We start from the raw sequence: 22,424 nt of genomic DNA on the forward strand, positions 1-22,424 counted from the left end.
AGGACCAACTAGCTCGAGAGTGTGGACTGCGCATTCGCCAGAGCTGCGATCCGCCTGATTCCGTGCAGGCTGATTGCGTGTTCCAGGCCGTCGACCATGACCTCGGTGCGCATCTTCACGGGCAATCGGTGTACTCCTACGTGACCTTTCAGATTTCGTGAAGGAGTCGCCGCAACGCGAGTCTTTCAGCAAACGCCGACCAAAATTGAAACCTTTTGTCTACGGTCATGTGAATACTCCAGCACTACACAAAGGAAGCTGGATGAACTCAGCAGTTCAAAATTTATGCATGGTCGAGTTGGGCGAGGACCTGGTGGCCGAAGCCGATTTCATGCAGCACCGCATTCGCGTGCGTTGCACGTATGTCCAGCATCAATGGTGCTGGACATACAACGTATTTCTCGTCGAAGAAGGAAAGGCCACGACACGTCTCAGCCCTGACCCGTCGCAACTTCGGACAGCTTCACGCATCGGCGCTGCCAACATGGGGATGACGTACGCTGTAAATCACCTTCTCGGTGTGAAGCAGCCGTCGTTGATGCTCGTGATCGAGAGTCCGGAAGAGATGGCAAGACTGGCTGCCTAGGTGACCGCTTTCTTGCCTCGGTAACGCCTCTCAAGCATATGGCCTAGGCCAAAAGTTTCGACGCTTATGTGAGGTTCTGCAAAGCGATACTTTGGACTCAAACAGGGAGTCCTGCATGCATCAACATGTCCGAAACCTGCAGCTGATCGACCGTGGACATGAGGTCCTCGCTGAAGCGGATTTCATGGATTTCCAGATCAAGGTTCGATGCGTCTACGACTCTGAACGCCAATGTTGGGTCTATCACGTGTTCCTGGTTGATGACACAGGGCTACGCCAAGTTTCCAACGTGCCCTCTGCGCTGATTTCGTCGTCGCGACTGGGAGCAGTTCATCGAGGTTTGAAATTTGCGAGGACCGCGATTCGCTCACTTGAATCGGCCGAACCACAGAAAACGTCAGGGCCGGAGTCCTTGAAAAGGCTGGCAAGTCTGTTCGATTTCCAGTGGTTTGAACTTCCGCGACGATGGCACGGTCGTCGTCGTGCCGCAGGGTTGGGTATGGCGGTCCCGTCGCCTGTTCATCGATCTCCTCCTTGAGGCACGCCGGCGCCGAACCGTCGGCATGAAGCGAGGGTAATCCCGTGCCTGCTTTCGTGATCGGAGAAAGCTGGGCTCGCCACTGCGATCTTTCGCCGGTGCGGCCGTGTTTCCATAATTGGTTCATGGACAGCACTAATGCAACAACCCCGGCACAAGGCGCTCTGCACGGCGTTCGCGTGGTCGAAATGGGTCAACTCATCGCCGGCCCTTTCACGGGGAAGACGCTCGGCGAATTCGGCGCCGACGTCGTCAAGATCGAGGCACCTGGTTCGGGCGATCCCTTGCGCAACTGGCGGATGATTCAGGACGGCACCTCCGTGTGGTGGCAGGTGCAGTCGCGCAACAAGCGCTCGCTTGCGCTCGACCTGCGCAGCCCTGAGGGACAGGACATCGCCCGCAAGCTGATCGCCGAAGCCGACGTGCTGATCGAGAACTTTCGACCGGGCACGCTGGAGGGGTGGGGCATGGGCTACGACGTGCTCCGCTCGCTGAACCCCGGTCTGGTGATGCTGCGGATCTCGGGTTACGGCCAGACCGGCCCGTACCGCGACCTGCCAGGCTTCGGCGCCATCGGCGAAGCGATGGGCGGATTGCGCCATCTGACCGGCGAGCCGGACCGCGTGCCGGTGCGCTGCGGCATCTCGATCGGCGACACGCTGGCTGCCCTGCACGGCACGATCGGCATCCTCACCGCGCTCTACCACCGCAAGGTCAACGGCGGCCAGGGGCAGGTGATCGACGTGGCGCTTCACGAAGCGGTGTTCAACGTCATGGAGAGTCTGGTGCCCGAATACAGCGCCTTCGGTGCCGTCCGCGAAGCCGCCGGCAGTGCGCTGCCTGGCATCGCACCTTCCAATGCGTACCGCTGCACAGACGGCTACGTGCTGATCGCTGGCAACGGCGACAGCATCTTCGCTCGCCTAATGAAGGCCATTGGGCGGGACGACCTGAGCAACGACGCCGGCCTCGCCGACAACGCAGGCCGGGTAGCGCGTGTCGCGGAACTCGACGAAGCGATCGATGGCTGGACACAGACGCGTGCCATCGTCGACGTGCTCGCCGTCCTGAACGAAGCGAAGGTGCCGGCCGGCAAGGTGTTCACCGCCAGGGACATCGCCGAGGACCCGCACTATCGGGCGCGCGACATGATCCTTGCGCAGACCACGCGCGACGGCCATGTGATCGAGGTGCCCGGCGTGGTACCCAAACTGCTCGGCACTCCCGGCACCATCCGTTCGTCGGCGCCCCATCTCGGCGACGACACCGATGCGGTACTGGCCGAGATCGGGTTCTCGACACAGGACATCGCCGCGTTGCGCGACAGGAAGGTGATCGCATGAACGCGAACCTCTGGACCGGTACCGGCCGGCGAATCCACATGCAGGAAGTCGGCACCCGCGACGGCCTTCAGGTCGAAGCGGTCTTCGTGCCGACCGCCGACAAGATCGCCCTGGTCGACGCGCTCTCGCGCACCGGTCTGGCAAAGATCGAGGTCACCTCGTTCACCTCGCCCAAGGCCATTCCGGCGCTGCGCGATGGCGAGGTCGTGATGCGCGAGATCGAGCGCCATCCCGGCGTGGTTTACAGCGCACTGGTACCCAACCTGCGTGGCGCCGAACGCGCCATCGATGCCCGCACCGACGAGATGAACCTGGTGATGTCGGCCAGCGAATCTCACAACCTGTCCAACCTGCGCATGACGCGCGATCAGTCCTTTGCCGGGCTGGCCCAGGTCAATGCGCTGGCGCGGGAGGCGGGTGTGGCGGTGAACGTGTCGCTGTCGTGTGCCTTCGGCTGTCCGATGGAAGGCGACGTGCCGGAAGCCACGGTAATGGACTGGTGCGACCGCTACATCGCCGAATTCGGCGCTCATGGCGTCACCCTCTGCGACACCACGGGCATGGCTTATCCCGGCCAAGTCTCGGCCCTGACGCGCGCGTTTCGCGCTCGCTGGCCGGATGTCGAGCTGACCCTGCACTTCCACAACACGCGCGGCATGGGCCTGGCGAACGTCTTCGCCGGCATCTCCGAAGGCGCCGACCGCTTCGATGCCTCGCTCGGCGGGATCGGTGGCTGCCCTTACGCACCCGGTGCCACCGGCAACGTGTGCAGCGAGGAGATCGTGCATGCGCTGCAGCTGAGCGGCTACGACACCGGCGTCGATCTGGACCGTCTGCTCGATGCATCCCGACGCCTGCCGGGCCTTATCGGCCACGACATTCCGAGCCAGATCGTCAAGGCCGGTCGACGCCTCGACCTGCATCGAATGCCGGACGATTTCGCCGCCATCCGGGAACGCGCACTTTCGCGCTGAAGAAGCATGCACATGCCCTCCATCGCTCAGCCCGAAGCTGCCGTCGTTCAGCCACGCACATTGCTCGACAAGCTCTGGGACAGCCACGTCGTCGAAGACTACGGCGACGGCACGGCCCTGCTGTACGTCGACCGGCAACTTGTCTACGAGGTCACGAGCCCGCAGGCCTTCGAGGGCCTGCGCGAAGCCGGCCGCACGCTGTGGCGCAAGGAAACGGTACTGGCCACGGCCGACCACAACGTTCCCACAACCGATCGCGAGAGCGGCAACGACGGGATCAAGGATGTACTGGCACGACGGCAGGTCGAGCAGTTGTCGATCAACTGTGCCGACTTCGGCGTTCGAGAGTTCGGCCTTGGCGACCCGCGGCAAGGAATCATCCATGTCATCGGACCCGAGCAAGGGGCCACGCTGCCCGGCATGACGGTGGTCGCGGGCGACTCCCACACCAGCACGCACGGCGCGTTCGCCGCATTGGCCTTCGGCGTGGGGACATCGGAGGTCGAGCATGTGCTGGCCACGCAATGCCTGGCGATCCGCCGCATGCGTTGCATGCAGGTGCACGTGTCGGGTCGGCTGGATGCAGGCGTGACGCCCAAGGACCTGATCCTGGGCATCATCCAGCGCCTCGGCGCAGGCGGCGCGGCAGGCTATGCGATCGAGTTCACCGGCGATGCGATCCGCGGCATGTCGATGGAAGGCCGCATGACGCTGTGCAACATGGCGATCGAGGGTGGTGCGCGCGTCGGCCTGATCGCGGTGGATGACATCACCATCGACTATCTCCAGGGACGGCCCATGGCGCCGCGCAACGCGCGCTGGCAACAGGCGGTCTCGCACTGGCGCACGCTCGTCAGCGACGCCGGCGCGACTTACGACGCCCGCCTGGACATCGACGCATCTGCGCTTCGGCCCATGGTCACCTGGGGCACGTCGCCGGACATGGTCGTCGCCATCGACGGTTCGATCCCGGATCCGGCGGTCGAAACCGATCCGGTGCGGCGCGCGGGAATGGCACAGGCCCTGGCCTACATGGGCCTTGCGCCCGGCACCCGCATCGTCGACATCCGGCCCGATAAGGTGTTCATCGGCTCTTGCACCAATGCCCGCATCGAAGACCTGCGCGCGGCTGCGGCTGTCGTGCAGGGACAGCGCATCGCGTCCTCCATCCGGCAGGCACTGGTGGTTCCGGGGTCCGGGCTGGTCAAGGCCCAGGCCGAGGCGGAAGGCCTGGACCGCATCTTCAGGGCCGCGGGCTTCGAATGGCGCGAGCCCGGCTGCTCGATGTGCCTGGGCATGAACGACGACCGTCTGGCGGCTGGCGAGCGCTGCGCTTCGACGTCGAACCGGAACTTCGAGGGACGCCAGGGCGCGGGCGGGCGCAGCCATCTGGTCAGTCCGGCAATGGCCGCCGCCGCAGCCATCGCCGGTCATTTCGTCGACGTTCGCATCGATGAGGTGTCGGCATGAGGGCGTTCAGGCACCTGAAGTCGCGGGTCGTGCCGATCGACCGCGCCAATATCGACACCGACGCCATCATCTCCAAGCAGTTCATGAAGTCGATCCGTCGAACCGGGTACGGCGAGAACCTGTTCGACCAGTGGCGCTACCTCGACCACGGCGAGCCAGGCATGGATAACTCGACACGACCGCTTAACCGCGACTTCGCCCTGAATCAACCCCGGTACGCGGGTGCGCAGGTGCTGCTCACACGCGAGAACTTCGGCTGCGGATCGAGTCGCGAGCATGCGCCCTGGGCCCTGTGGGATTTCGGATTCCGGGCCTTGATCGCGCCGAGCTTCGCGGACATCTTCCACGGCAACTGCTTCAAGAACGGCATCCTGCCGATCGTGCTCGCACATTCCGAAATCGACGATCTTTTCGCATGCGCCCAGTCAGCGGAAGGCCTGACGCTGGAGATCGACCTGGAACGTCAGTCCGTCACGAACGCGGACGGCACGGTGCTGGAGTTCGGGGTCGACGGTCAGCTGAAGCATCGGTTGCTCAATGGCCTAGACGATATCTCGATGACTCTGGCCGACACCCATCGCATCGTGACCTATGAGGAAAAGCGCAGGGCGATCGAGCCTTGGCTTTTCGACTGACCCCCGCTGCCGTTTCCCGATCCGAGCCTAAGAAAGACATCTGTGAATTACTCGAAACGACTCTTCAACGTAATGATCTGCGCCGCCACCCTGTCGTGCGTCGCATCGCCCGTTCTTGCCCAGACCGGCTATCCCGACAAGATTGTGAACGTGGTCGTTCCGCAGGGTGCCGGCGGAGCCAACGACGCGATCGCTCGCATCATCGTGCAGAAACTCTCGTCCATCCTCGGACAGGGCATGCTGGTCGACAACCGTCCCGGCGCCGGCGGCAACATCGGCACTGCGTTGGTCGCCAAGGCCAAGCCGGACGGTTACACACTGCTGCTGACGACAAACAGCGCGCACGTGATCAATCCGGCGCTCTACAAGAACACCGGCTTCGATCCGGTCAAGGGCTTCGTGCCGATCGCCACCGTGGCCACGGCGGGCTACGTGCTGGTCGCCAATCCAGCCTTCCCACCGAACAACGTCAAGGAGCTCCTGGCATACGCCAAGACGGTGCCGCCCGGTTCTCTGTCCTATGCTTCCGCAGGCAACGGAACGTTGAACCACCTGATCGGCGAAATGTTCAAGAAGTCGGCCAATCTCGACCTGGTTCATGTTCCGTACAAGACTTCGGCGGCCGCTGTGACGGACGTCGTCGGCGGCCAGCTGCCGCTGTCGGTGCAGAGTCTTCCTTCGTCGATCGCCTTCATCAAGGGCGGCAAGCTCAAGGTGCTGGGGGTAGCGAACGAAAAACGCATCGCGGCGCTCCCAGGCGTTCCGACGATCGGAGAATCGTTCCCCGGCTTCGGCACCACCCCCTGGTACGGTCTGCTGGCCCCGGCCGGGACACCGCAGCCGGTGATCGACAAGCTGCAAGCGGCCGTGGCGCAGGCGCTCGACAGCCCGGAGGTTCAAGCGCAACTGGCGGTTCAGGGTTGCGAGATCCTGAAAGGATCGTCGGCCGACTTCGCGATGCTCATTCGCGATGACCTGCCGAAATGGGCACGCATCGTCAAGGAGTCGGGAGCGACGCTGGATTGACCTGGCGCTCCACCAGCCCGCCTGCGCGATCGACCGTGCCCAGCACAACAACCGACAATAATTCCTGCTTTAGAAAGACAACGATGCCCGACATGAACATTGCGTGCCAATGCGGCCAGGTGAAGATCAAGCTGACTGGCGAACCCGTGGCCGATCTGTATTGCCATTGTCGCGATTGCCAGCGCATTGCCGGTGGCGGCTATGTGCCGTACTCCATCTACCCGCACGCCGCTGTCGAAGTGACCGAAGGCAAGACATTCCGGTGGGCGCTGAAGGACAACCAGCGCACGCGCTGCGCCACGTGTGGCACCTATCTGTTCGGCGATCCGGCAGGCATGGGTATACATGGCATCAGCGCTTATCTTCTGCCGGATGGCGTGTTCAAGCCGAAGCTGCACATCATGTGCAAGGACGCGCTAGCGCCCGTGAACGACGATCTTCCTCACTTCGTTGGCTTCCCAGCCAGTCTCGGCGGGACCGACGACCAGGTCGACTGGTAGCAGTCCGACGGCTCCGCCAGCTGGCGTTTCTGGTCCGATCCCTGGCGCCTGACGAACTTCTTCGAAAAGCCACGCGAGATGCCGAATGCGACGAGCGGACGATGTATCGATGCGTTGCGTGCCCCCTGCTACTTTGCAGCTGCGCGAGCAGCGTCCGCCTTGGCCTTTGCTTCGTCGGCCTTCTTTTGCAAATCCTTCGCTTCCTTCTCGGCCTTTTGCGCTTCCGCCTCCTTGGCTTTGCCCTCCTTGTCCGACGACATGCCGCCGGCGATCGCATTGCCAGCCAAAGAACCTACAACTCCGCCCACGGCAACCGCACCCATGGTGCCCATCAGCCCTGAGCCCGCGGCAGCCGGAGCGGCTGGCGGGACTGCAGCTGCTGGCGCTGCAGCAACCGGCGCAGGGGTTGCAGGGGTGGCCGGCGTCGTGGCAGGCGGCTTCGCAGCCGTGCTTGCTGGTCGGGCTGCACTTGGCTTGCTGCCGAACCGCTTGGCATGGGCCAGGGTCGGTAGGGTCATGGCTGCAGTGGAGATGACGATGACTGCAGCAGCTGCGGAACGCAAGGATGTGGTTTTGAACATGGTGATTTCTCGCAATGAGCGGCAAGAGTTGATGACTTGGAATGGGTGGGAGGCGCGGAAAGTTTCGGCAGCGCTTTTCAGACCATAACGAAGTACTTCTCGAGACGGGCCTTAAGCCCTGAGCCACGCCTGTCTTTCCACCAATCATCGAATCCAACACCGAAAGAAAACATGTCGCCATCCCGGAAAAACCTGGGCGTCCTGACCCTGAGTGCCCTCGGCGTCGTCTACGGCGATATCGGCACCAGCCCGCTTTACACCATGAAGGAAGTGTTCAACCCGGCACACTCGCTGCCGATGGACGCAGCCAACATCGTGGGTGTCGTGTCGACCATCCTGTGGGCGCTGATGGTCGTCGTCACCTTGAAGTACGTGGTGCTGATCCTGCGGGCGAACAACCGTGGCGAGGGCGGCATCATGGCCCTGACGGCACTGGCAGCCAAGGCTGCCGGGGGTACGCCGCGACGCCACACTGTGTTGCTTCTGGTTGGAGTGTTGGGCGCTTCCATGTTCTACGGGGATGCAGTCATCACACCTGCCATTTCAGTCCTCAGCGCCATGGAAGGACTGGAGACCATCACGCCGGCACTGACGCCGTATGTAATGCCTCTGTCCATGGCCGTCATCGTCGGCCTTTTTCTGGGGCAGCGCTTCGGTACCGCCGTGGTGGGCAAGCTCTTCGGGCCGATCGTGATCGTATGGTTCGCGGTTCTTGCGTTGACCGGGGTCGTTCAGATCGTGGCGCACCCTGCCATCCTTGCCGCACTGAACCCGCTCCGCGCGGTCGAGTTTCTGCAGGCGCGGGGATGGCATCTGTTCCTGGTGATGGGTTCCATCGTTCTTGCGCTCACGGGTGCCGAGGCCCTTTATGCAGACATGGGCCATTTCGGGAAAAAGCCGATACGACTGGCCTGGAGCTCGTTTGTGCTGCCTGCCTTGGCGCTCAACTACATGGGGCAGGGCGCACTGCTCATGACCGACCCGGGCGCACTGGCAAATCCGTTCTTCCGGCTCTTTCCGACGGCATGGCTGATTCCGGCGGTGGCGCTGGCCACCTTGGCGTCCGTCATCGCCTCGCAGGCAACCATCTCAGGTGCCTACTCGCTGACCAAGCAAGCCATCCAGCTGGGTCTTCTGCCGAGAATGCGGATTCTGCAGACCTCGGAGGAGGAGGTCGGGCAAATCTACGTGCCGCTCGTCAACTGGTTGATCATGGTCGCGGTGCTGCTCGCCATGGTGGGATTCGGCTCTTCTTCGGCCCTGGCCTCAGCCTACGGCATCGCAGTCACGCTCACCATGCTGATCACGACCCTTCTGACATTCTTCGTCGTTCGACACGCATGGGGATATCCGTTGCCGCTTGCCTGGGCAGCCACGGGCGCATTCCTCGTTGTCGATCTTGTGCTGGTCGTCGCGTGCTCGCTGAAATTCTGGCAGGGCGGCTGGTTCCCCATCGCGATGGGCAGCGTGATCTTTGCGGTCATGGCGACATGGCGGCGTGGGCGCGAGCTGCTGATACAGCACATCCAACGAGACGACCCGGACCTCCTGCCCTTCATCGAAGCGCTGACGAATGACCCCGAGGTCCGCCGAGTATCCAGGACCGCCGTCTATGCGGTGGCCAATGCCGGAACGGTTCCACAGGCTTTGCTGCACAACCTCAAGCACTATCAGGTGCTCCACGACAAAAATATCATCCTGACTGTCCGGTTCGAAGATGTGCCGTGGGTGCCCGACAGCGCGCGATTGACGGTTGAGCCGCTGGTAAGTGGGTTCTGGCGAGTGGTGGTGAACTATGGATTCAAGGACGTCCCGGACGTACCGAGTGCACTTCGCCTTTGTCTCGACAAAGGTCTGATGATTGAACCAGACACGGTCTCTTATTTTCTATCTCGCGAGATCGTCATTCCAACGCGCGGTGCAGGGATGACGCATTGGCGTGAAACCCTGTTCGCCATGATGTCGCGCAATGCGGGGAATGTGGGAGAGTTTCTGCAACTGCCGCATAACCGCGTAGTCGAGCTGGGAACACGTGTTCAGATTTAAGAATCCCATGCTCTTTGAAGCCGGCGAGTGAGGCTGTCGGCCATATGACGTGTCACACACCGCCGTCTGCTAGCCGAAGTGTGTACGGAGCTGTCCAGTTGGGCGTTGGAACATAAAATTCGAACGAATCGACCTTCCATGCGTACACCTCACAAGCCACGCCGCTCCCATGAGCTGCCAAACGCTGCCGCGACCGCTCAGCTGCAAAGCCGGTTGCGTCTGGAAGATCACATTTCCGAGCCCTATTACCTGCAACTGCAGCGCCAGATCAAGGCGCTTGTTCAGTCTGGCGAACTTCCTGCCGGCAGCAGCATGCCGTCCGAGCGGCATCTTGCCGACGCGCTGAAGGTCAGTCGGGCAACAGTCAAACGGACCTACGACGAGCTGCGTAGCGCGCAATTGCTGCTCAGCAAGGGCAGCCGTGGCGGTACGGCGGTGAACGGCACCCCCTACGTTTCGCCTGTGCTGCGCGAGCTCAAGGGCTTCACCGACGAGATGCGTGAACTCGGGTTGACGCCATCCTCGAGGGTGCTGGAGCGGACGGTGGGGGTAGACCGCAGGGTAGCCCTGGCATGCAGCAAGCCGCTCACCACCAATTTCCTGCGCCTGGTGCGGCTGCGCCTTGCCGACGGTACGCCGATGTCTCGTGAAGTTGCCTGGTACGACCTGACCCTGGCACCGGCTCTGGAAGAGTGGCAGGGCGAAGGATCGGCTTACGCGTTCTTGCGCGAGCATTGTGGCATCGTGCTGTCCTGGGCCGACCAGTCGGTCGAAGCGGTCACCAGTTCCGAGATCGAAACGGCCATGTTCACGTTTGCCGCACCCGGACCCTGTCTGCTGCTCAAACGCATGTCGTATACCGAAGCCAAACAGCTCGTGGAATATGCCGAAGGCACATTTCGCGGCGATGCGTACCGCTACCGGCTCCGGTTGCAGAGCTGAAAAGCGTTCTTCAGACGGCGACGTCGTCAGCGAAGGGCAACGCGTCGAGGATGCCCGAATGCGACACGGCGAACGCGCCGCATGCATTGCCGAGGGTCAGCGATCGCGTCACGCCGTACCCCTTGCTCAGGGCGGTGCATAAGCCGGCCGAAAAGGCATCGCCGGCGCCGATGCTGCCGGTATTGTTTACCGCATTGGCAGGTGCGAACACTGCATCGGCGACCGGGGAAAAGGAGACACTGCCAATGGCGCCGAGCGTGACCACCAACTGTCTTTCCGGACCGCCGGGCCACGCAGCCCACAGCTGGCCTAGGGCAGCCTCGACGAGCGTATGTCGTGCGGATCGCGGGTCGTATTGCCAGCCCGGCATCAGGAGCGCCGATTCCGATTCGTTCACGACGAGCACCTGCGTGGAAGCCAGAAGTCCGCGATCCAGAACCTGCCACGGCGAGGGATTGAGCACCGTAATGGCACCGTACCGAGACGCACGCGCGAAGGCTTCGCGGGCGGCCTCGATGGGGCTCTCGAGCTGGGCATAAACCAGCGTCACCGCTGCCAGAGTCTCATCGGCGCGGGCAACTTGCGATGCGTCGAGTCGTGCGTTGGCGCCGGGGAACACAGCGATCGCGCTGCTTCCGTCGGCAGCCAGCCAGCCAGCGCCATGGCCCGAATCTCCGGGATGACGGGTGACATGCCGCGTCGGTAGACCTTCCTGCCCAAGGCGCGACAGAACCGCGTCGCCGGCTGCATCGTCGCCGACCGAAAGCAGCAGATCGACCTCGGCACCCAGGCGTCGGCATCCGACGGCTACAGCCAGGCCCTTGCCGGCAAGTTCCGACGAGAAACCTGTTGCGGCCAGTGTCTCTCCGGGCAGTGGCAAGCGCTCGAGTTGCCAGCAGACCGCCTGCATGAAACTTCCAAGGATGGCGATACGCGGCCGCGTCATCGTCGTCCTAGGCGATCGACGGACGCCGGCCGTAGACGATCTTCATGAGCGTAATCGCAGCCGTCAGCACCACCATCACGGAGTTCGCCACGACCAGCGGCAGGTCACCCCGCAGCAGTCCGTAGACCAGCCAGAGCGCCAACCCGACGGTGATCACCGCATAGCTGGCGAGCGAAATGCCGCTGACGTCGCGCGTCTTCCAGGTACGCCAGACCTGTGGCACGAAGGACGAAGTCGTGAAACACGTGGCGATCAGTCCGAGGTGGTCGAGTGACGTCATGTCGAAGTCCGGCGGTAGATGAAGTTGCCAGCATAAAGGAGCGTTCCGAGAGATCAAACAAAAGTTCACATATGTGAAAAAATGCAGCAGAATCAGTCCAAAGAAAGTCCAATAAATTTCGGTTTGAAGGCTTTAGGAGAACGGAGATGTTCGAATGATTTCGCTTGCGCAATTGCTTCGGTCGATTGGTGTTCCGGTCGCTGCCACAGACGGCACTCTGGCCTGGACGCATGAACCCGCTCATGCCTTCGAAGACGACCTGTACGGAATGTCGGGGAGTCGTTCTGCGCTCAGGACGCGCATCGCGTCGCTCACTCAAAAAAACCGGCAGATCGAAGCCACGAGCATGGCCAAGACACGCCTTTTCGCGGCTGCCATTCACGATCTGAGGCAACCGCTGCAGGCGCTGATGCTGTTTTCGGATGCGTTGTCGGGTGACGAGGTCGACCCGACCCGGCTGCAGCGTATCAACCAGATCCGCCAGTCGATCGACTTGCTCGACCGGCTGTTCACCGGGCTGCTGGATCTGACACAACTCGACGAGGGCCGGATTCTGCCCAAGTGCCGTGATCTCCCGCTCGATCCGCTGTTCGATGAAGTGCGGCAAAGCTTCCAGGCAATGGCCGAGGCGAAAGGCTTGAAGCTGGTGGTGCGGCACACGCAGGCCTGTGTTCATGGCGACGGCATGATGCTTACGCGCATCCTCAACAACCTGGTAAGCAATGCGCTGCGCCACACGCACAGCGGAGGCGTCATCGTCGGCACGCGCAATCAGAAGGGTGGTGTCCGGATCGACGTCTGCGACACCGGCATCGGCATTGCGCCTCAGCACCATGCGCGCGTCTTCAATGAGTTCTACAGGGTCGAGTCGGCCGGGCCAGTCGCGCAGAGCGATGGATTGGGGATCGGACTGGCGACGGTACAGCGGCTGGCCGACCTGCAAGGCGCCACGGTCCGCCTCCGGTCGCAGCCTGGCCGGGGCACTGTCGTGTCTGTGCTGCTGCCGGCGGTCCAGGGCACATCCACGGCCGGGATCAAGCCAGGCCGATCCAGGACGTTCAAGGCCGACAACTCATTGAGCGTACCGATGTAGACAGATCGGTCCGTGCGCCGCCACGACCGAACCGCCGACGACTTCGACGCGACAGTCGCTCGCGATGTCCTAATCGCGCAGCAGCACCAGGCCGGGCGGCAGTGCCTCGCCGAACACCCGGCGTTGGTCGGCTTCATCCAGTACCGTCACTTCGCGCACCATTGCAACCCAGCTCGGCGCCGCATCTGCGGCTTCAAGCTGCTCTGCGATCTGCAGGCGCAGGTTTTCCGGCAGATCGCGCGCGCGGTCGCCTGTGGCCCGCGCAATCTGCGCCACGGCGAAGGCCGCAGCCTCGTGATGTGCCCAGTCCGGCGCGATGGTGGCGATCTGCGCGAGCCAGTCCTGCGCGATGGCGGGCGGCAGCACATGGTGCAGGCTGGCGTAAAGCGGCTGGCGCGCGCCAATCCGCCCCAGCGCCCACCAGAGTTCTGCCGTGGCGCCTTGCTGCTGTGGTTGGTGCAGCCGCTGCAGCCGCTGCAGCAGCCAGCTGCCGAACTGGTTTTTGTCGGTCAGATGAATGCGTTCGAACGAGGCCGCCATGCGCAGCAGCTCGTCGAGTGCCTGCATGGACGGACCCTCGGGCCTGGCGATGTCGGTGCCGCCGGGTGGCTGAAGGTAATAGGCAATAACGTCGTAGACCATCTGCTGCTGCGCGGCATCCAGGCCGCCCGCGATGCGGCGCCACAGCGTCCACCATTCCGACCATTGCTGGCTGTCGTCGCTGTGCGCAATGCCGGGGCCGAACAGTTCCCACATCCGTTCCATGCGCCAGCCGTCGAGCGGATCGCCGAAACCTGGCCGCAGAGTGAAGCCGATCAGATTGAACCAGCTGCGCTCGTGCTGCAGCGAACGGCGCCGGCGTCTGGCGCCCTGCAGCAGTGCGCCGAACAGCGTGCGCAGCAATGCGGCAGGCCAGGTGGTGCGTTCTCCCAGCAGACGCTCCAGCCTGGCGCGAAGCTGGCGGACTTCTTTCGCGTCCACGTCCTGCTTCTTGCCGCCGTAGACACGGCCGATGGCGGCAAGCGCCTCGGGCAAGCGTGGATGGGCGACGACGGGGGTGTCGGAATCTTGCGCGAGCGCATCGCCGCGCAACTGGAATTCCAGTTTCCAGCGCTGGTGGCGCGCGTCGTTCGCGTCCACGGCCACGCAGTGCATCTCCAGCGTGCCGACTTCGGTGATCCGGGCATCGAGCAGCACCTGCACTTCGCCGGCCGCGCCGGCCTTGGGCTCCAGCACGGTGGCGATCGGAGGCAGACGCTGCATTCCGTCCTGCAGCGCCACCAGGTCGCCGGCGCGGTGCTGCAGGTCGACGGCACTCGTGGCCAGATTGAAGTGCACCGGGCGGCCGAGACGCAAGCTGAAACGGCGGGAGCCGAGCCTCACGGTTTCGCCCTCGGGTGTGCCGTGCGGCAGCACGCAGACGCCCTGGCCTTCCCCGAGCGCGAGGTAGTAGGCGCGCGCGGCACCGCTGCGGATGCGCGGCGCGCTGCCGGCGCGGGCCATGGCATAGGCGACTGCGCCGCGCGCGACGGCGGCGTCGAGTCTGGGCGCATCCAGCAGGCGGATCGGCGGTGCGCCTGCCGGCTGCCAGTTGCGCAACACGGTCAGCAGGCGCTCGCGCAGCACCGGTGCATGGAACACGCCGCCGTTGAGCAGCACCGTGTCGGGCAGGTCGCCGCCCTGGCGCTGCAGGAAGGCTGCGATGTGGCGCGTGATGGCGGCATCGCTGGCATAGGGCAGGCCGAATTCAACCAGGGCGCCGCGACCGCGCTGGGGTTTGGCGTCGGCTGCGACCTGCGGGAAGAAGCCGTCGACCAGCAGCTGATCCACGTCGTTCCGTGTGAGGGTCGCCGAGCGCGCACCGCCGATCAGCCGGCTGCCGCTGCCCTGCAACGTGACCGTGGTTTCCGGCGGTCCGTTCGGAGCGAGCAGTCGTTCCTTGGCGCTGCGGCATCGCTGGGTGAGTTGCGCCAGCTGGACTGCCGACAGCGGCGTGCCTTCGCGCTGCCCGCCCGACAGTCGCGGCTCGATCCATCGCGCGAGCGCCAGGTCCATGTTGTCGCCGCCCAGCACCAGGTGATCGCCGACACCTGTGCGTGCGAGCCACGGCTGGCCGGCCGCGTCGAGCGTGACATCGATCAGTGTCAGGTCGGTGGTGCCGCCGCCCACGTCGACCACGAGCAGACGACGCGTGCAGGCCAGCTGTCGTGCCAGGTCGGCGCGGTGAGTAAAAACCCAGTCGTAGAACGCGGCCTGCGGCTCCTCGATCAGATGGATTGCGCCCAGGCCGGCCAGCGCGGCAGCCTGCAGGGTCAGCTGGCGCGCACCGTCGTCGAACGAGGCCGGCACCGTGAGCACGGTGGGTTGCTGTGCGAGCGGCGATTCGGGGTGGGCCTGGTCCCAGGCCTGACGCAGGTGACGCAGGTAGCTGGCGCTGGCCTCCAGCGGGGACACCTTCGGCACTTCGTCCGGCGCGCCCCAGGGCAGGATGGCAGCGGTGCGGTCGACAGAAGCGTGGGACAGCCAGCTCTTGGCGCTGGCCACCAGCCGGCCCGGCGTCTGCTGGCCGAGTTCGCGCGCGAACGCGCCGAGGATGGCCGGCTCGTCCGACGGCCATGGCAGGGGCAGGTCGGCCGTAGCCAGTGCGCCTTCGGCCGCATGGAAACGCAACGAAGGCAGCAGCGGCCGCGGCGCGACCTCGCCGGCCGCGATGCTCTGCGGCACCTCGAAAACCCGGATCTCGTCCACACCGACCGGCGCGAATGCCAGCACGGTGTGGGTCGTGCCCAGGTCGATGCCGATGCGGAAAACGGGCGTCATCGCGGTCGTTGCGACCATCACGTGTCGCGGACGTCGAACTCCACCTTCCAGTGCGCGCCGCCCGCCGCTTCGGCAACCAGTTCCAGCGTGCCGATGTCGGTCACGCGGGCGCGCAGCTGCACGGGCACGACCTCGCCGGCGGCACGGCCTTCGGCCGGCAGCGTGGCCTCGATCTGCGCAAGTTCCTGCAGTTCGTCCTGCGACCAGAAGTCAAGCAGCGTGCCGGGCCGGTCTTCTCGCCGAACGGACGAACCGAAGAAGCGGAAGCGCACCGATTCGCCGACCACCAGGCCCAGCTGCTGCGGCGGCAGCGTCGCTTCCGAGCCTTCCTCCATGCCGAAAGGCGCGACGCACAGCGCTTGTACGGGCGGCTCCAGTCCTGGTACCGCCGGCATGCTCGACTCGATGCCTACGTAGTAGGCCTGCGCCGTGCCGCCACGGATGCGGATGCCCTGGCCCTGACGCACCAGACCGTAATAGGCGGCGCCGCGCGCCACGGCATGGTCCATGTCGGCGCCCTGCAGCAATCGTGCGGCGGGCGCGCCGTCTGCGGCAAGCCAGGCGTTCAGTGTGGACAGCACGCGTTCGGCCAGAAGCTCGGACTTGAACACGCCACCGTTGAACAGCACCGCCGTGGGATGCAGGAAGCTCGCGCCTTCGGGCTGCGCGAAGCCCGCCAGCTGCGCCGTCGCGCCGACCTGGCGTCCCAGCAGTGCGGCCAGATGGCGCGTCACGGCAGCGTCCTGCGCATACGGCAGGCCGATCTGCGTGAGGCCGGCGCGCGGGCGGCTGACTGGCCGCGCATTGCTTTCCACGGCCGGGAAAAAGCCTTCGAGCAGGAGGGCGGTCAGCAGTTCGCGCTTCAGCTCCGTCTTGATCGAGCCGCCGATCAGCCTGGAGCCGCGGCTGGGCACGACCAGCGGCACGCTCTGCAGATCGGCGTCGCCGAGCAGCTGCTCCTTGGCAAGGCGGCAGGCGTAGGTCAGCGCGCGCATCTGCCACGGGTCGAGTAGCTTGCCTTCGGCGGCCAGACCGCGCGCGACGCCGTGGGCCAGCGCGAGATCCATGTTGTCGCCGCCCAGCAGGATGTGCTCGCCGACGGCCACACGGTTCAGCTGCAGGTTGCCGGCCTCTTCGGTCACGGCGATCAGCGAGAAGTCGCTGGTACCGCCGCCCACGTCGATGACCAGGATCACATCGCCGACCTGCACCTGCTTGCGCCAGTCTCCGGCACTGCCGGCGATCCAGCTGTAGAGCGCGGCCTGCGGTTCTTCCAGCAGCGTGATGCCCCGGTAGCCGGCTGCTTTGGCGGCTTCGGCCGTCAGTTCGCGCGCGGCCGGGTCGAACGATGCCGGAATGGTGACGGTGACGGCCTGCTCGTCGAACGGCGCTTCGGGATGGCTGTGATTCCAGGCGTCGCGCAGGTGTTGCAGGTAATGCGTGCTTGCGGCCAGCGGCGAAATGCGCTCGACCTCGGCCGGTGCATCGGCCGGCAGGATGCCGGCGCGCCGGTCCACGCCCGCATGGCCGAGCCAGCTCTTGGCGCTGGAAACCAGGCGGATCGGCGTCGGCGCGCCATGGCTGCGCGCCCATTCCCCGGTGATGCGATCGGGCGCCGCGTTCCACGGCAGGGCCAGGTCGCCAGCGGCGAATTCGCTGGTATGCGGCAGGTACAGGAACGAGGGAAGCAGGGCGAAATCCTGCACGGCGCCGGGGCCGCTCTGCTGTGCGATCGGCAAGATCTCGGGCGCTGCGTCTTCGCTCTGCAGGTCGATCCAGGACAGCGCGCTGTGCGTGGTGCCCAGGTCGATGCCGATGGCGTATTTCTGGCTGCTCAAAACTCCACCTCCGCCGGTGCGATCACGCGCGTGTCGTGCCCCGCCGTCAGCGTCGGCAGCCGCACGGCCGTGGCGCGCCAGCCCTTGTGCTGCAGCGTGCCCGTGAAAGGCGGCTGTCCGACCACGTTGCCGGTCACGCGCACGGCAGCGGCGTCGAAGCCTGCCGGCAGTGTCAGGCGGCTGCCTTCGGCTTCGGAGCGTACGGCTTCGAGGTCGAAGGTGTCCTTGAGCACTTTGCGTGCGCCGCCGTGCAGCAGCCGCGCGGCACCGCCGACATCCGCATCGGAATAGGCCGCGATGTCCTCCTGCAGGAAGTCGACGAAGCGGGACTCGCGCTGCAGCAAGGCCAGCAACTGGAGGGCAGCGTCGACATTGGCGGTCGCGCGGACGGGCGGCGGCGGCACGGGTGCTGGCGCCGGCGCTGGCGCAGGCTGGGGCGGCGGCACTTCACTGGCCAACGGAGCGCCGTTGCGGAGGGTCTGAACGCGCGCGGCCAGCTGGCCGTCGCCCAGCAGCGCGAAAAAGCTGCCGAAGGCCATGGACAGGCGGGAGAAGAAGGGAAGGGATTGTGGTTCGGTCATGGGCTATGGGCCCCCACGGGGGCGCAAAAGGCGGGGAACCGGTCAAACTCCGGGCCGCGGGACCGTTATTGTCTTCAAATCTGTCAAATGACCTTTGACCACCCATTCAAAGAAGGAATGCCCATGCGATTCGACTCAACGTGCCGAGCGGTTTTCGCTGGTTTGGCAATGACGGCCGCCACCTGTGTCCTGGCGCAAACCGCGTCTCCTCTTTCGGCACAACTCGCACCCGTCGTGAACGGGATGTATCCCTCGCTCGAAATGCTCTACAAGGATCTGCATTCGCATCCTGAAATCGCTTTCCAGGAGGTGCGGACCGCCGCCAGGATGGCCGACGAGATGCGCAAGCTCGGTTTCGAGGTGACAGAGAAGATCGGCGGCACCGGCGTCGTCGCTCTGTACAGGAACGGCGCCGGACCGACCGTGATGGTCCGCACCGAGCTCGACGCGTTGCCCATGGAAGAAAAGACGGGGCTGCCCTACGCCAGCAAGGAAAAGACGCAATTCAACGGCCGCGAGACTTTCGTTGCCCACAGTTGCGGCCACGACATCCACATGGCGAGCTGGGTCGGCACCGCGCGTGCGCTGCTGGCCGTGAAAGACCAGTGGAAAGGCACTCTGATGTTCGTCGCGCAGCCGGCCGAGGAGGGAACGAGCGGAGCGAAGGCGATGATCGCCGACGGGCTCTTCAAGCGTTTCCCGATGCCGGACTATGCCTTCGCACTGCATACGTCGCCATCGCCTTACGGTTTCTTGCCGGCATCCGGCGCACCGCTGCCGCCGCCGCGATGATGGGCGGCGCGGCGGAGCCGTCGGTGGCGCTGGTGCCCGGAGGAATGGCGATCATGAACGACGGCGCACTCGTCGGCCGTACGGTGTCTGCGCTCAAGGGTGTGCTGGGCGATGCGCAGGTCGTGGCGGCGCCACCGATTACGGCCAGCGAAGATTTCTCGGAATTCGTGAACGCCGGAATCCCGTCGATGTTCTTCTTCGTGGGCGTCTCGTCGCCTCAGGAAGTCGCGGATGCCAGGAAGCCAGGAGGCAAGCCGCTTCCTTTCAATCATTCGCCGTTCTTCGCGCCTGTTCCGGAGCCGTCGATCAAGACGGGTGTCAAGGCGATGAGCGTTGCGGTGTTGACAGCAATGGCTGCGAAGTAGCCGGCTCAGCCTGCGCTGATTTCGGGTGGCGAACCGAAGAGCTTGCCGGCGCCGGCCCAGTCGGCCGGCTTGACGTCTTCGAAGATCACGTAGATGTACTCGGGGTCGGTGGCGGTATGACGCACGATGCTTTCGGTGATGTCGGCGGCGACCTTCTGCTTTTGCGCATGGTCCTTGCCCTCGAACCAACTGACTCGAACAACTGGCATTTCCTGGCTCCTTGAAGGCAGCTTTCACCAGCCAGGATCGGCCGGCGGCTGGCTGCCGAAGCGTGATGCTAATGTAGAAATAAAGGCGCAAAGAAGACAAAAAATCGTAAGATAGTTGAATAAGATTCGACGATGTCTGAAGCTGATCCATTTTCGGGAGTCACGGTCTTCGTCGCGGCGGCGCGAGCGGAAAACTTCACGCAGGCCGCCGAGCGTCTGGGCCTGACGAAGTCGTCCGTCGGAAAAACCATCGCTCGCCTGGAAGCGCGCATGGGCGTAAAGCTGTTTCATCGAACGACACGCCTGACGCGTCTGACGTCGGACGGGGAGGCTTATCTCGTGTCCTGCACCACCGCCATCGATGAGATCAAGGCTGCACAGGCAGCGCTTTCTTCGGGTAATCGCGTGTTGAGCGGCCTGGTGCACATCGACATGCCGGTGGCCTTCGGTCGACGCGTTCTGCTCCCGGCACTGATCGACATCGCGCGACCGCATCCCGACTTGCGCCTCAACCTGACATTCACCGATGCGACCAGCGACCTGCTGCAGGACGATGTGGACATCGCGATCCGGTTCGGAGAGCTGAAGGACACGCACCATCTGGTCGCTCGCCATCTCGCGACGCAGGCGCGCGTCATCTGCGCATCGCCGGCCTACCTGAGCGCGTATGGCGAACCACTGACGCTTGCCGACATTCCTGCACATCGGTGCGTGATGGGTGCGACCCGGGGACCGCCGCTGGTGTGGTTCGTCAGAGACCAGGGCGTGGAGCGCCAGATCACCCCGCCGGCAACCCATCAGCTGAGCGATGCCGAAGCGATGCTCGATGCCGTCGTCAGCGGCCTCGGCATTGCGCAGTTTCCGTTGTCGCTGGTGCGCACGCCGCTTGCCGAAGGGCGATTGCGGGCTGTGCTTCAGACCTGTGCGCCTGCAGGTGTCGATGTGCATGTGCTGTGGCCGAAGCGCGCGCATCTCAGCCCCCGTGTGCGCTACGTCGTCGATGAACTGCTCGCATGCGCTGCGCGAGGGCACCTGGATTAGTGCCGGTTGCCGGTGATCCGGAGGATGTTTTCCGCAGCGCCCACGGCCATTCCTCGCAGCCCGCAGTTGGTGGTGCCGCCGATGGGGGTGTCATCACCGTGTTCGGCAGGCCCAGCCAGAAGGATTTTTCGTCCAGCGGGTCTTCTTCGAAGCAGTCCATGCCCAGAAGCAGATCGGGGCCAGCGCCACCCCTGCTGCCTGAACTCACTTTCCCGCCCACTATTGACGCAGCGTGCGCTCACTTGGGCGATTCGGCGCTTCGTGTCTGCAGATGACTTCGTCATCATTTTCTTTGCTGTTCCTCCCGGCTCCTTGATCGCAGCGGCAGCGTGACCGAGCGCGGACGCGGTCGAGGGCGTTCTTCGTCTGAAGTGTCGAGAAAGCCTCTCGATTGCGCAAACTGTTGTTTGATTGCGTTAATACAAATCCATTCTTAATAGTACTAAATAGGCACGTAAATCAGTTGTCGCAGAAAAAGTTTTAAAAAGATCTGCAATGTTTATTGCTCTGAAAATTGATTGGGCTCAGAATCGGCTTGTCAATAGGAGGAGTTTGCTAATGTCTGTACTAAGAAAATATTCGTTAGTTGCTCTGCATGTAACGAATTTGGATTCAAATGACCAATACTGTCATTTGGCTGTCGCGGAAATATCAAAAAGGGCGTCTGCAGTCGCATAGACGCCCTCTGTATCACGGGGCTGCGTCAGGGTCCACCTGACCGCGCTTTCCCCGCGTTTCTCCCCTCAAGCCCGGCCTGAAAGCCGGGTTTCACGTAAACGGCTTGGATCAGCTCGTGGCTGCGCCCTGCGCGTAATTTTTTAAACTTTTTACTTGGTGAGATTTCCTGTGTCAAAAGTATTAATTAGCTCTGGCCTGGGTGCTTTGATTGCAATGGCTATTGGTGCGCCAATAGAAGCCAGCGCACAAACAAAAGAATTAACCGGGCAAAGCGGATCATTCACATTGGCGGTTGCCACTACCGTGAGTTACGGCGCCAGCGGTGCTTTCAATAGCAAGACGCTGGCCGCAGGAACTTATGTTTGCGGTGATCAATTGTTCGGCGACCCGGCGCGAGGCATTCCTAAATCCTGTTATGTGCCGGAACCAGTGAGCCCGGCCGCGAGCGCGACGACTGCCGCCCCTGCCGCGACGACGACGACCTCCACATCGACGGTCATGACGCTGCTGACGGGCCAGAGCGGTTCCTTCAAGCTGACGTCGACGTCCGCAGTTGCGTACGGTTCCGGCGTCCTGATGACCACGAAGTCGCTCGCAAGCGGCACTTACACCTGCGGTGACCAGCTCTTCGGAGATCCCGCTCCGGGCAAGCCGAAGGCCTGCTACTCGACCAGCGCCGCAACCGCCACCGTCACGACACCCGTGGCCAAGCCCGCTGCCGCGGTGACGACAACGGCCCAACTCTCGATGCTGACCGGCCAGACCGGCACCTTCACACTCACTTCGGCAGCGAACATCGTCTACGGCACCGGCACGAAGCTGGTCGAGAAACTGCTCGCTGCGGGCACCTACAACTGCGGCGACCAGCTCTTCGGCGACCCGGCTCCGGGCGTCAACAAACAGTGCTATTTCTCGACGACCGTCGCGGCGGCACCCGCCGTGACGACGCCCATCGTCACTGCACCGGCAGCACCTGCAGCACCGGCCCCCACTGTCAATACCAATGCCAACGTGCTGGCCGTCGCCGGCGACGTGATGGTCAACGGTGCCGTCTCCAACGCCGAATACCAGGCCATGGCGCAGAAGATGGGTACCGATGCGGCCATCGCCTATCGCTACGGCCCGTCTTCCGCGGATTAC

Annotated in this window: 19 protein-coding genes and 2 pseudogenes; 14 read left to right on the forward strand and 7 right to left on the reverse strand. The window is 63.9% G+C overall.

Translation table 11 applies throughout. The annotated features are described in order from the left end of the window. The first annotated feature begins 157 nt into the window (after positions 1 to 157). The 8 genes from ACSFA3_RS20690 to ACSFA3_RS20725 all read left to right on the forward strand — a co-directional run bounded on the left by ACSFA3_RS20690 (position 158) and on the right by ACSFA3_RS20725 (position 7,072). Complete coding sequence (locus tag ACSFA3_RS20690; protein WP_435507364.1) at positions 158 to 586, forward strand: hypothetical protein; 429 nt, start codon at positions 158 to 160, stop codon at positions 584 to 586. Positions 587 to 701: 115 nt separating this feature from the next. Continuing rightward, positions 702 to 1,124 carry a hypothetical protein gene (locus tag ACSFA3_RS20695; protein ID WP_435507365.1) on the forward strand — a complete coding sequence of 141 codons (423 nt, stop codon included), beginning with the start codon at positions 702 to 704 and terminating at the stop codon, positions 1,122 to 1,124. Positions 1,125 to 1,249: 125 nt separating this feature from the next. Beyond that, the gene (locus ACSFA3_RS20700; protein ID WP_435507366.1) at positions 1,250 to 2,467 is read left to right on the forward strand and encodes a CaiB/BaiF CoA transferase family protein; all 1,218 of its coding nucleotides are present in this window, start codon (positions 1,250 to 1,252) and stop codon (positions 2,465 to 2,467) included. Then, the gene (locus ACSFA3_RS20705) at positions 2,464 to 3,441 is read left to right on the forward strand and encodes a hydroxymethylglutaryl-CoA lyase (protein WP_435507367.1); all 978 of its coding nucleotides are present in this window, start codon (positions 2,464 to 2,466) and stop codon (positions 3,439 to 3,441) included. The genes ACSFA3_RS20700 and ACSFA3_RS20705 overlap by 4 nt, the downstream gene beginning before the upstream one ends. A gap of 12 nt (positions 3,442 to 3,453) precedes the next feature. Beyond that, positions 3,454 to 4,911, forward strand: coding sequence for a 3-isopropylmalate dehydratase large subunit (leuC, locus tag ACSFA3_RS20710; protein WP_435507368.1), 1,458 nt, complete (start codon positions 3,454 to 3,456; stop codon positions 4,909 to 4,911). Then, positions 4,908 to 5,546, forward strand: coding sequence for a 3-isopropylmalate dehydratase small subunit (gene leuD, locus ACSFA3_RS20715; protein ID WP_435507369.1), 639 nt, complete (start codon positions 4,908 to 4,910; stop codon positions 5,544 to 5,546). The genes leuC and leuD overlap by 4 nt, the downstream gene beginning before the upstream one ends. A gap of 72 nt (positions 5,547 to 5,618) precedes the next feature. Next, positions 5,619 to 6,572: a Bug family tripartite tricarboxylate transporter substrate binding protein gene (locus ACSFA3_RS20720; protein ID WP_435507404.1), complete on the forward strand. Its 954-nt coding sequence runs from the start codon at positions 5,619 to 5,621 to the stop codon at positions 6,570 to 6,572. Between the two features lie 92 nt (positions 6,573 to 6,664). After that, the gene (locus tag ACSFA3_RS20725) at positions 6,665 to 7,072 is read left to right on the forward strand and encodes a GFA family protein (RefSeq protein WP_435507370.1); all 408 of its coding nucleotides are present in this window, start codon (positions 6,665 to 6,667) and stop codon (positions 7,070 to 7,072) included. A gap of 128 nt (positions 7,073 to 7,200) precedes the next feature. On the opposite strand, the gene ACSFA3_RS20730 is transcribed toward ACSFA3_RS20725, so the two are convergent. Beyond that, the gene (locus ACSFA3_RS20730) at positions 7,201 to 7,653 is read right to left on the reverse strand and encodes an ABC transporter substrate-binding protein (RefSeq protein WP_435507371.1); all 453 of its coding nucleotides are present in this window, start codon (positions 7,651 to 7,653) and stop codon (positions 7,201 to 7,203) included. A 171-nt stretch (positions 7,654 to 7,824) separates the two neighbouring features. Between ACSFA3_RS20730 and ACSFA3_RS20735 the strand changes: the two genes are divergently transcribed. Both ACSFA3_RS20735 and ACSFA3_RS20740 read left to right on the forward strand, forming a co-directional pair. After that, positions 7,825 to 9,699 (forward strand): potassium transporter Kup, encoded by a 1,875-nt coding sequence (locus ACSFA3_RS20735; protein ID WP_435507372.1) that lies wholly within the window; start codon positions 7,825 to 7,827, stop codon positions 9,697 to 9,699. A 138-nt stretch (positions 9,700 to 9,837) separates the two neighbouring features. Further along, the gene (locus ACSFA3_RS20740; protein WP_435507373.1) at positions 9,838 to 10,641 is read left to right on the forward strand and encodes a GntR family transcriptional regulator; all 804 of its coding nucleotides are present in this window, start codon (positions 9,838 to 9,840) and stop codon (positions 10,639 to 10,641) included. 10 nt (positions 10,642 to 10,651) lie between these two features. Here ACSFA3_RS20740 and ACSFA3_RS20745 read toward each other — a convergent pair whose 3' ends face one another. Together ACSFA3_RS20745 and ACSFA3_RS20750 are read right to left on the reverse strand one after the other, a co-directional pair. Next, on the reverse strand, positions 10,652 to 11,587 hold the full coding sequence (locus ACSFA3_RS20745) for a PfkB family carbohydrate kinase (RefSeq protein WP_435507374.1): 936 nt from the start codon (positions 11,585 to 11,587) through the stop codon (positions 10,652 to 10,654). Between the two features lie 7 nt (positions 11,588 to 11,594). Further along, complete coding sequence (locus tag ACSFA3_RS20750) at positions 11,595 to 11,867, reverse strand: SemiSWEET transporter (protein ID WP_435507375.1); 273 nt, start codon at positions 11,865 to 11,867, stop codon at positions 11,595 to 11,597. A 346-nt stretch (positions 11,868 to 12,213) separates the two neighbouring features. Between ACSFA3_RS20750 and ACSFA3_RS20755 the strand changes: the two genes are divergently transcribed. Beyond that, positions 12,214 to 12,960 (forward strand): sensor histidine kinase, encoded by a 747-nt coding sequence (locus tag ACSFA3_RS20755; RefSeq protein WP_435507376.1) that lies wholly within the window; start codon positions 12,214 to 12,216, stop codon positions 12,958 to 12,960. A 69-nt stretch (positions 12,961 to 13,029) separates the two neighbouring features. Here the strand turns inward: ACSFA3_RS20755 and ACSFA3_RS20760 are convergent, their stop codons facing one another. The 3 genes from ACSFA3_RS20760 to ACSFA3_RS20770 are packed head-to-tail and all read right to left on the reverse strand — an operon-like array spanning position 13,030 to position 18,199. After that, positions 13,030 to 15,780, reverse strand: a complete 2,751-nt coding sequence (locus ACSFA3_RS20760; RefSeq protein WP_435507405.1) for an Hsp70 family protein — start codon at positions 15,778 to 15,780, stop codon at positions 13,030 to 13,032. 17 nt (positions 15,781 to 15,797) lie between these two features. Further along, positions 15,798 to 17,618, reverse strand: a complete 1,821-nt coding sequence (locus tag ACSFA3_RS20765; RefSeq protein ID WP_435507377.1) for an Hsp70 family protein — start codon at positions 17,616 to 17,618, stop codon at positions 15,798 to 15,800. After that, positions 17,615 to 18,199, reverse strand: coding sequence for a DUF2760 domain-containing protein (locus tag ACSFA3_RS20770; RefSeq protein ID WP_435507378.1), 585 nt, complete (start codon positions 18,197 to 18,199; stop codon positions 17,615 to 17,617). Before ACSFA3_RS20770 ends, ACSFA3_RS20765 begins: the two co-directional genes overlap by 4 nt. 168 nt (positions 18,200 to 18,367) lie before the next feature. Between ACSFA3_RS20770 and ACSFA3_RS20775 the strand changes: the two are divergent. Continuing rightward, positions 18,368 to 19,356: pseudogene (locus ACSFA3_RS20775) on the forward strand (M20/M25/M40 family metallo-hydrolase). Between the two features lie 5 nt (positions 19,357 to 19,361). On the opposite strand, the gene ACSFA3_RS20780 reads toward ACSFA3_RS20775, so the two are convergent. Continuing rightward, on the reverse strand, positions 19,362 to 19,565 hold the full coding sequence (locus tag ACSFA3_RS20780) for a tautomerase family protein (protein WP_435507379.1): 204 nt from the start codon (positions 19,563 to 19,565) through the stop codon (positions 19,362 to 19,364). A 132-nt stretch (positions 19,566 to 19,697) separates the two neighbouring features. Here ACSFA3_RS20780 and ACSFA3_RS20785 point away from each other — a divergent pair, with 132 nt between their 5' ends. Continuing rightward, positions 19,698 to 20,606, forward strand: a complete 909-nt coding sequence (locus ACSFA3_RS20785) for a LysR family transcriptional regulator (protein ID WP_435507380.1) — start codon at positions 19,698 to 19,700, stop codon at positions 20,604 to 20,606. A gap of 963 nt (positions 20,607 to 21,569) precedes the next feature. Beyond that, positions 21,570 to 22,424 (forward strand): annotated as a pseudogene (locus ACSFA3_RS20790) (hypothetical protein); the annotation flags it as partial.

The organism is Variovorax glucosi, assembly GCF_051216695.1.
GTDB lineage: Bacteria > Pseudomonadota > Gammaproteobacteria > Burkholderiales > Burkholderiaceae_C > Variovorax.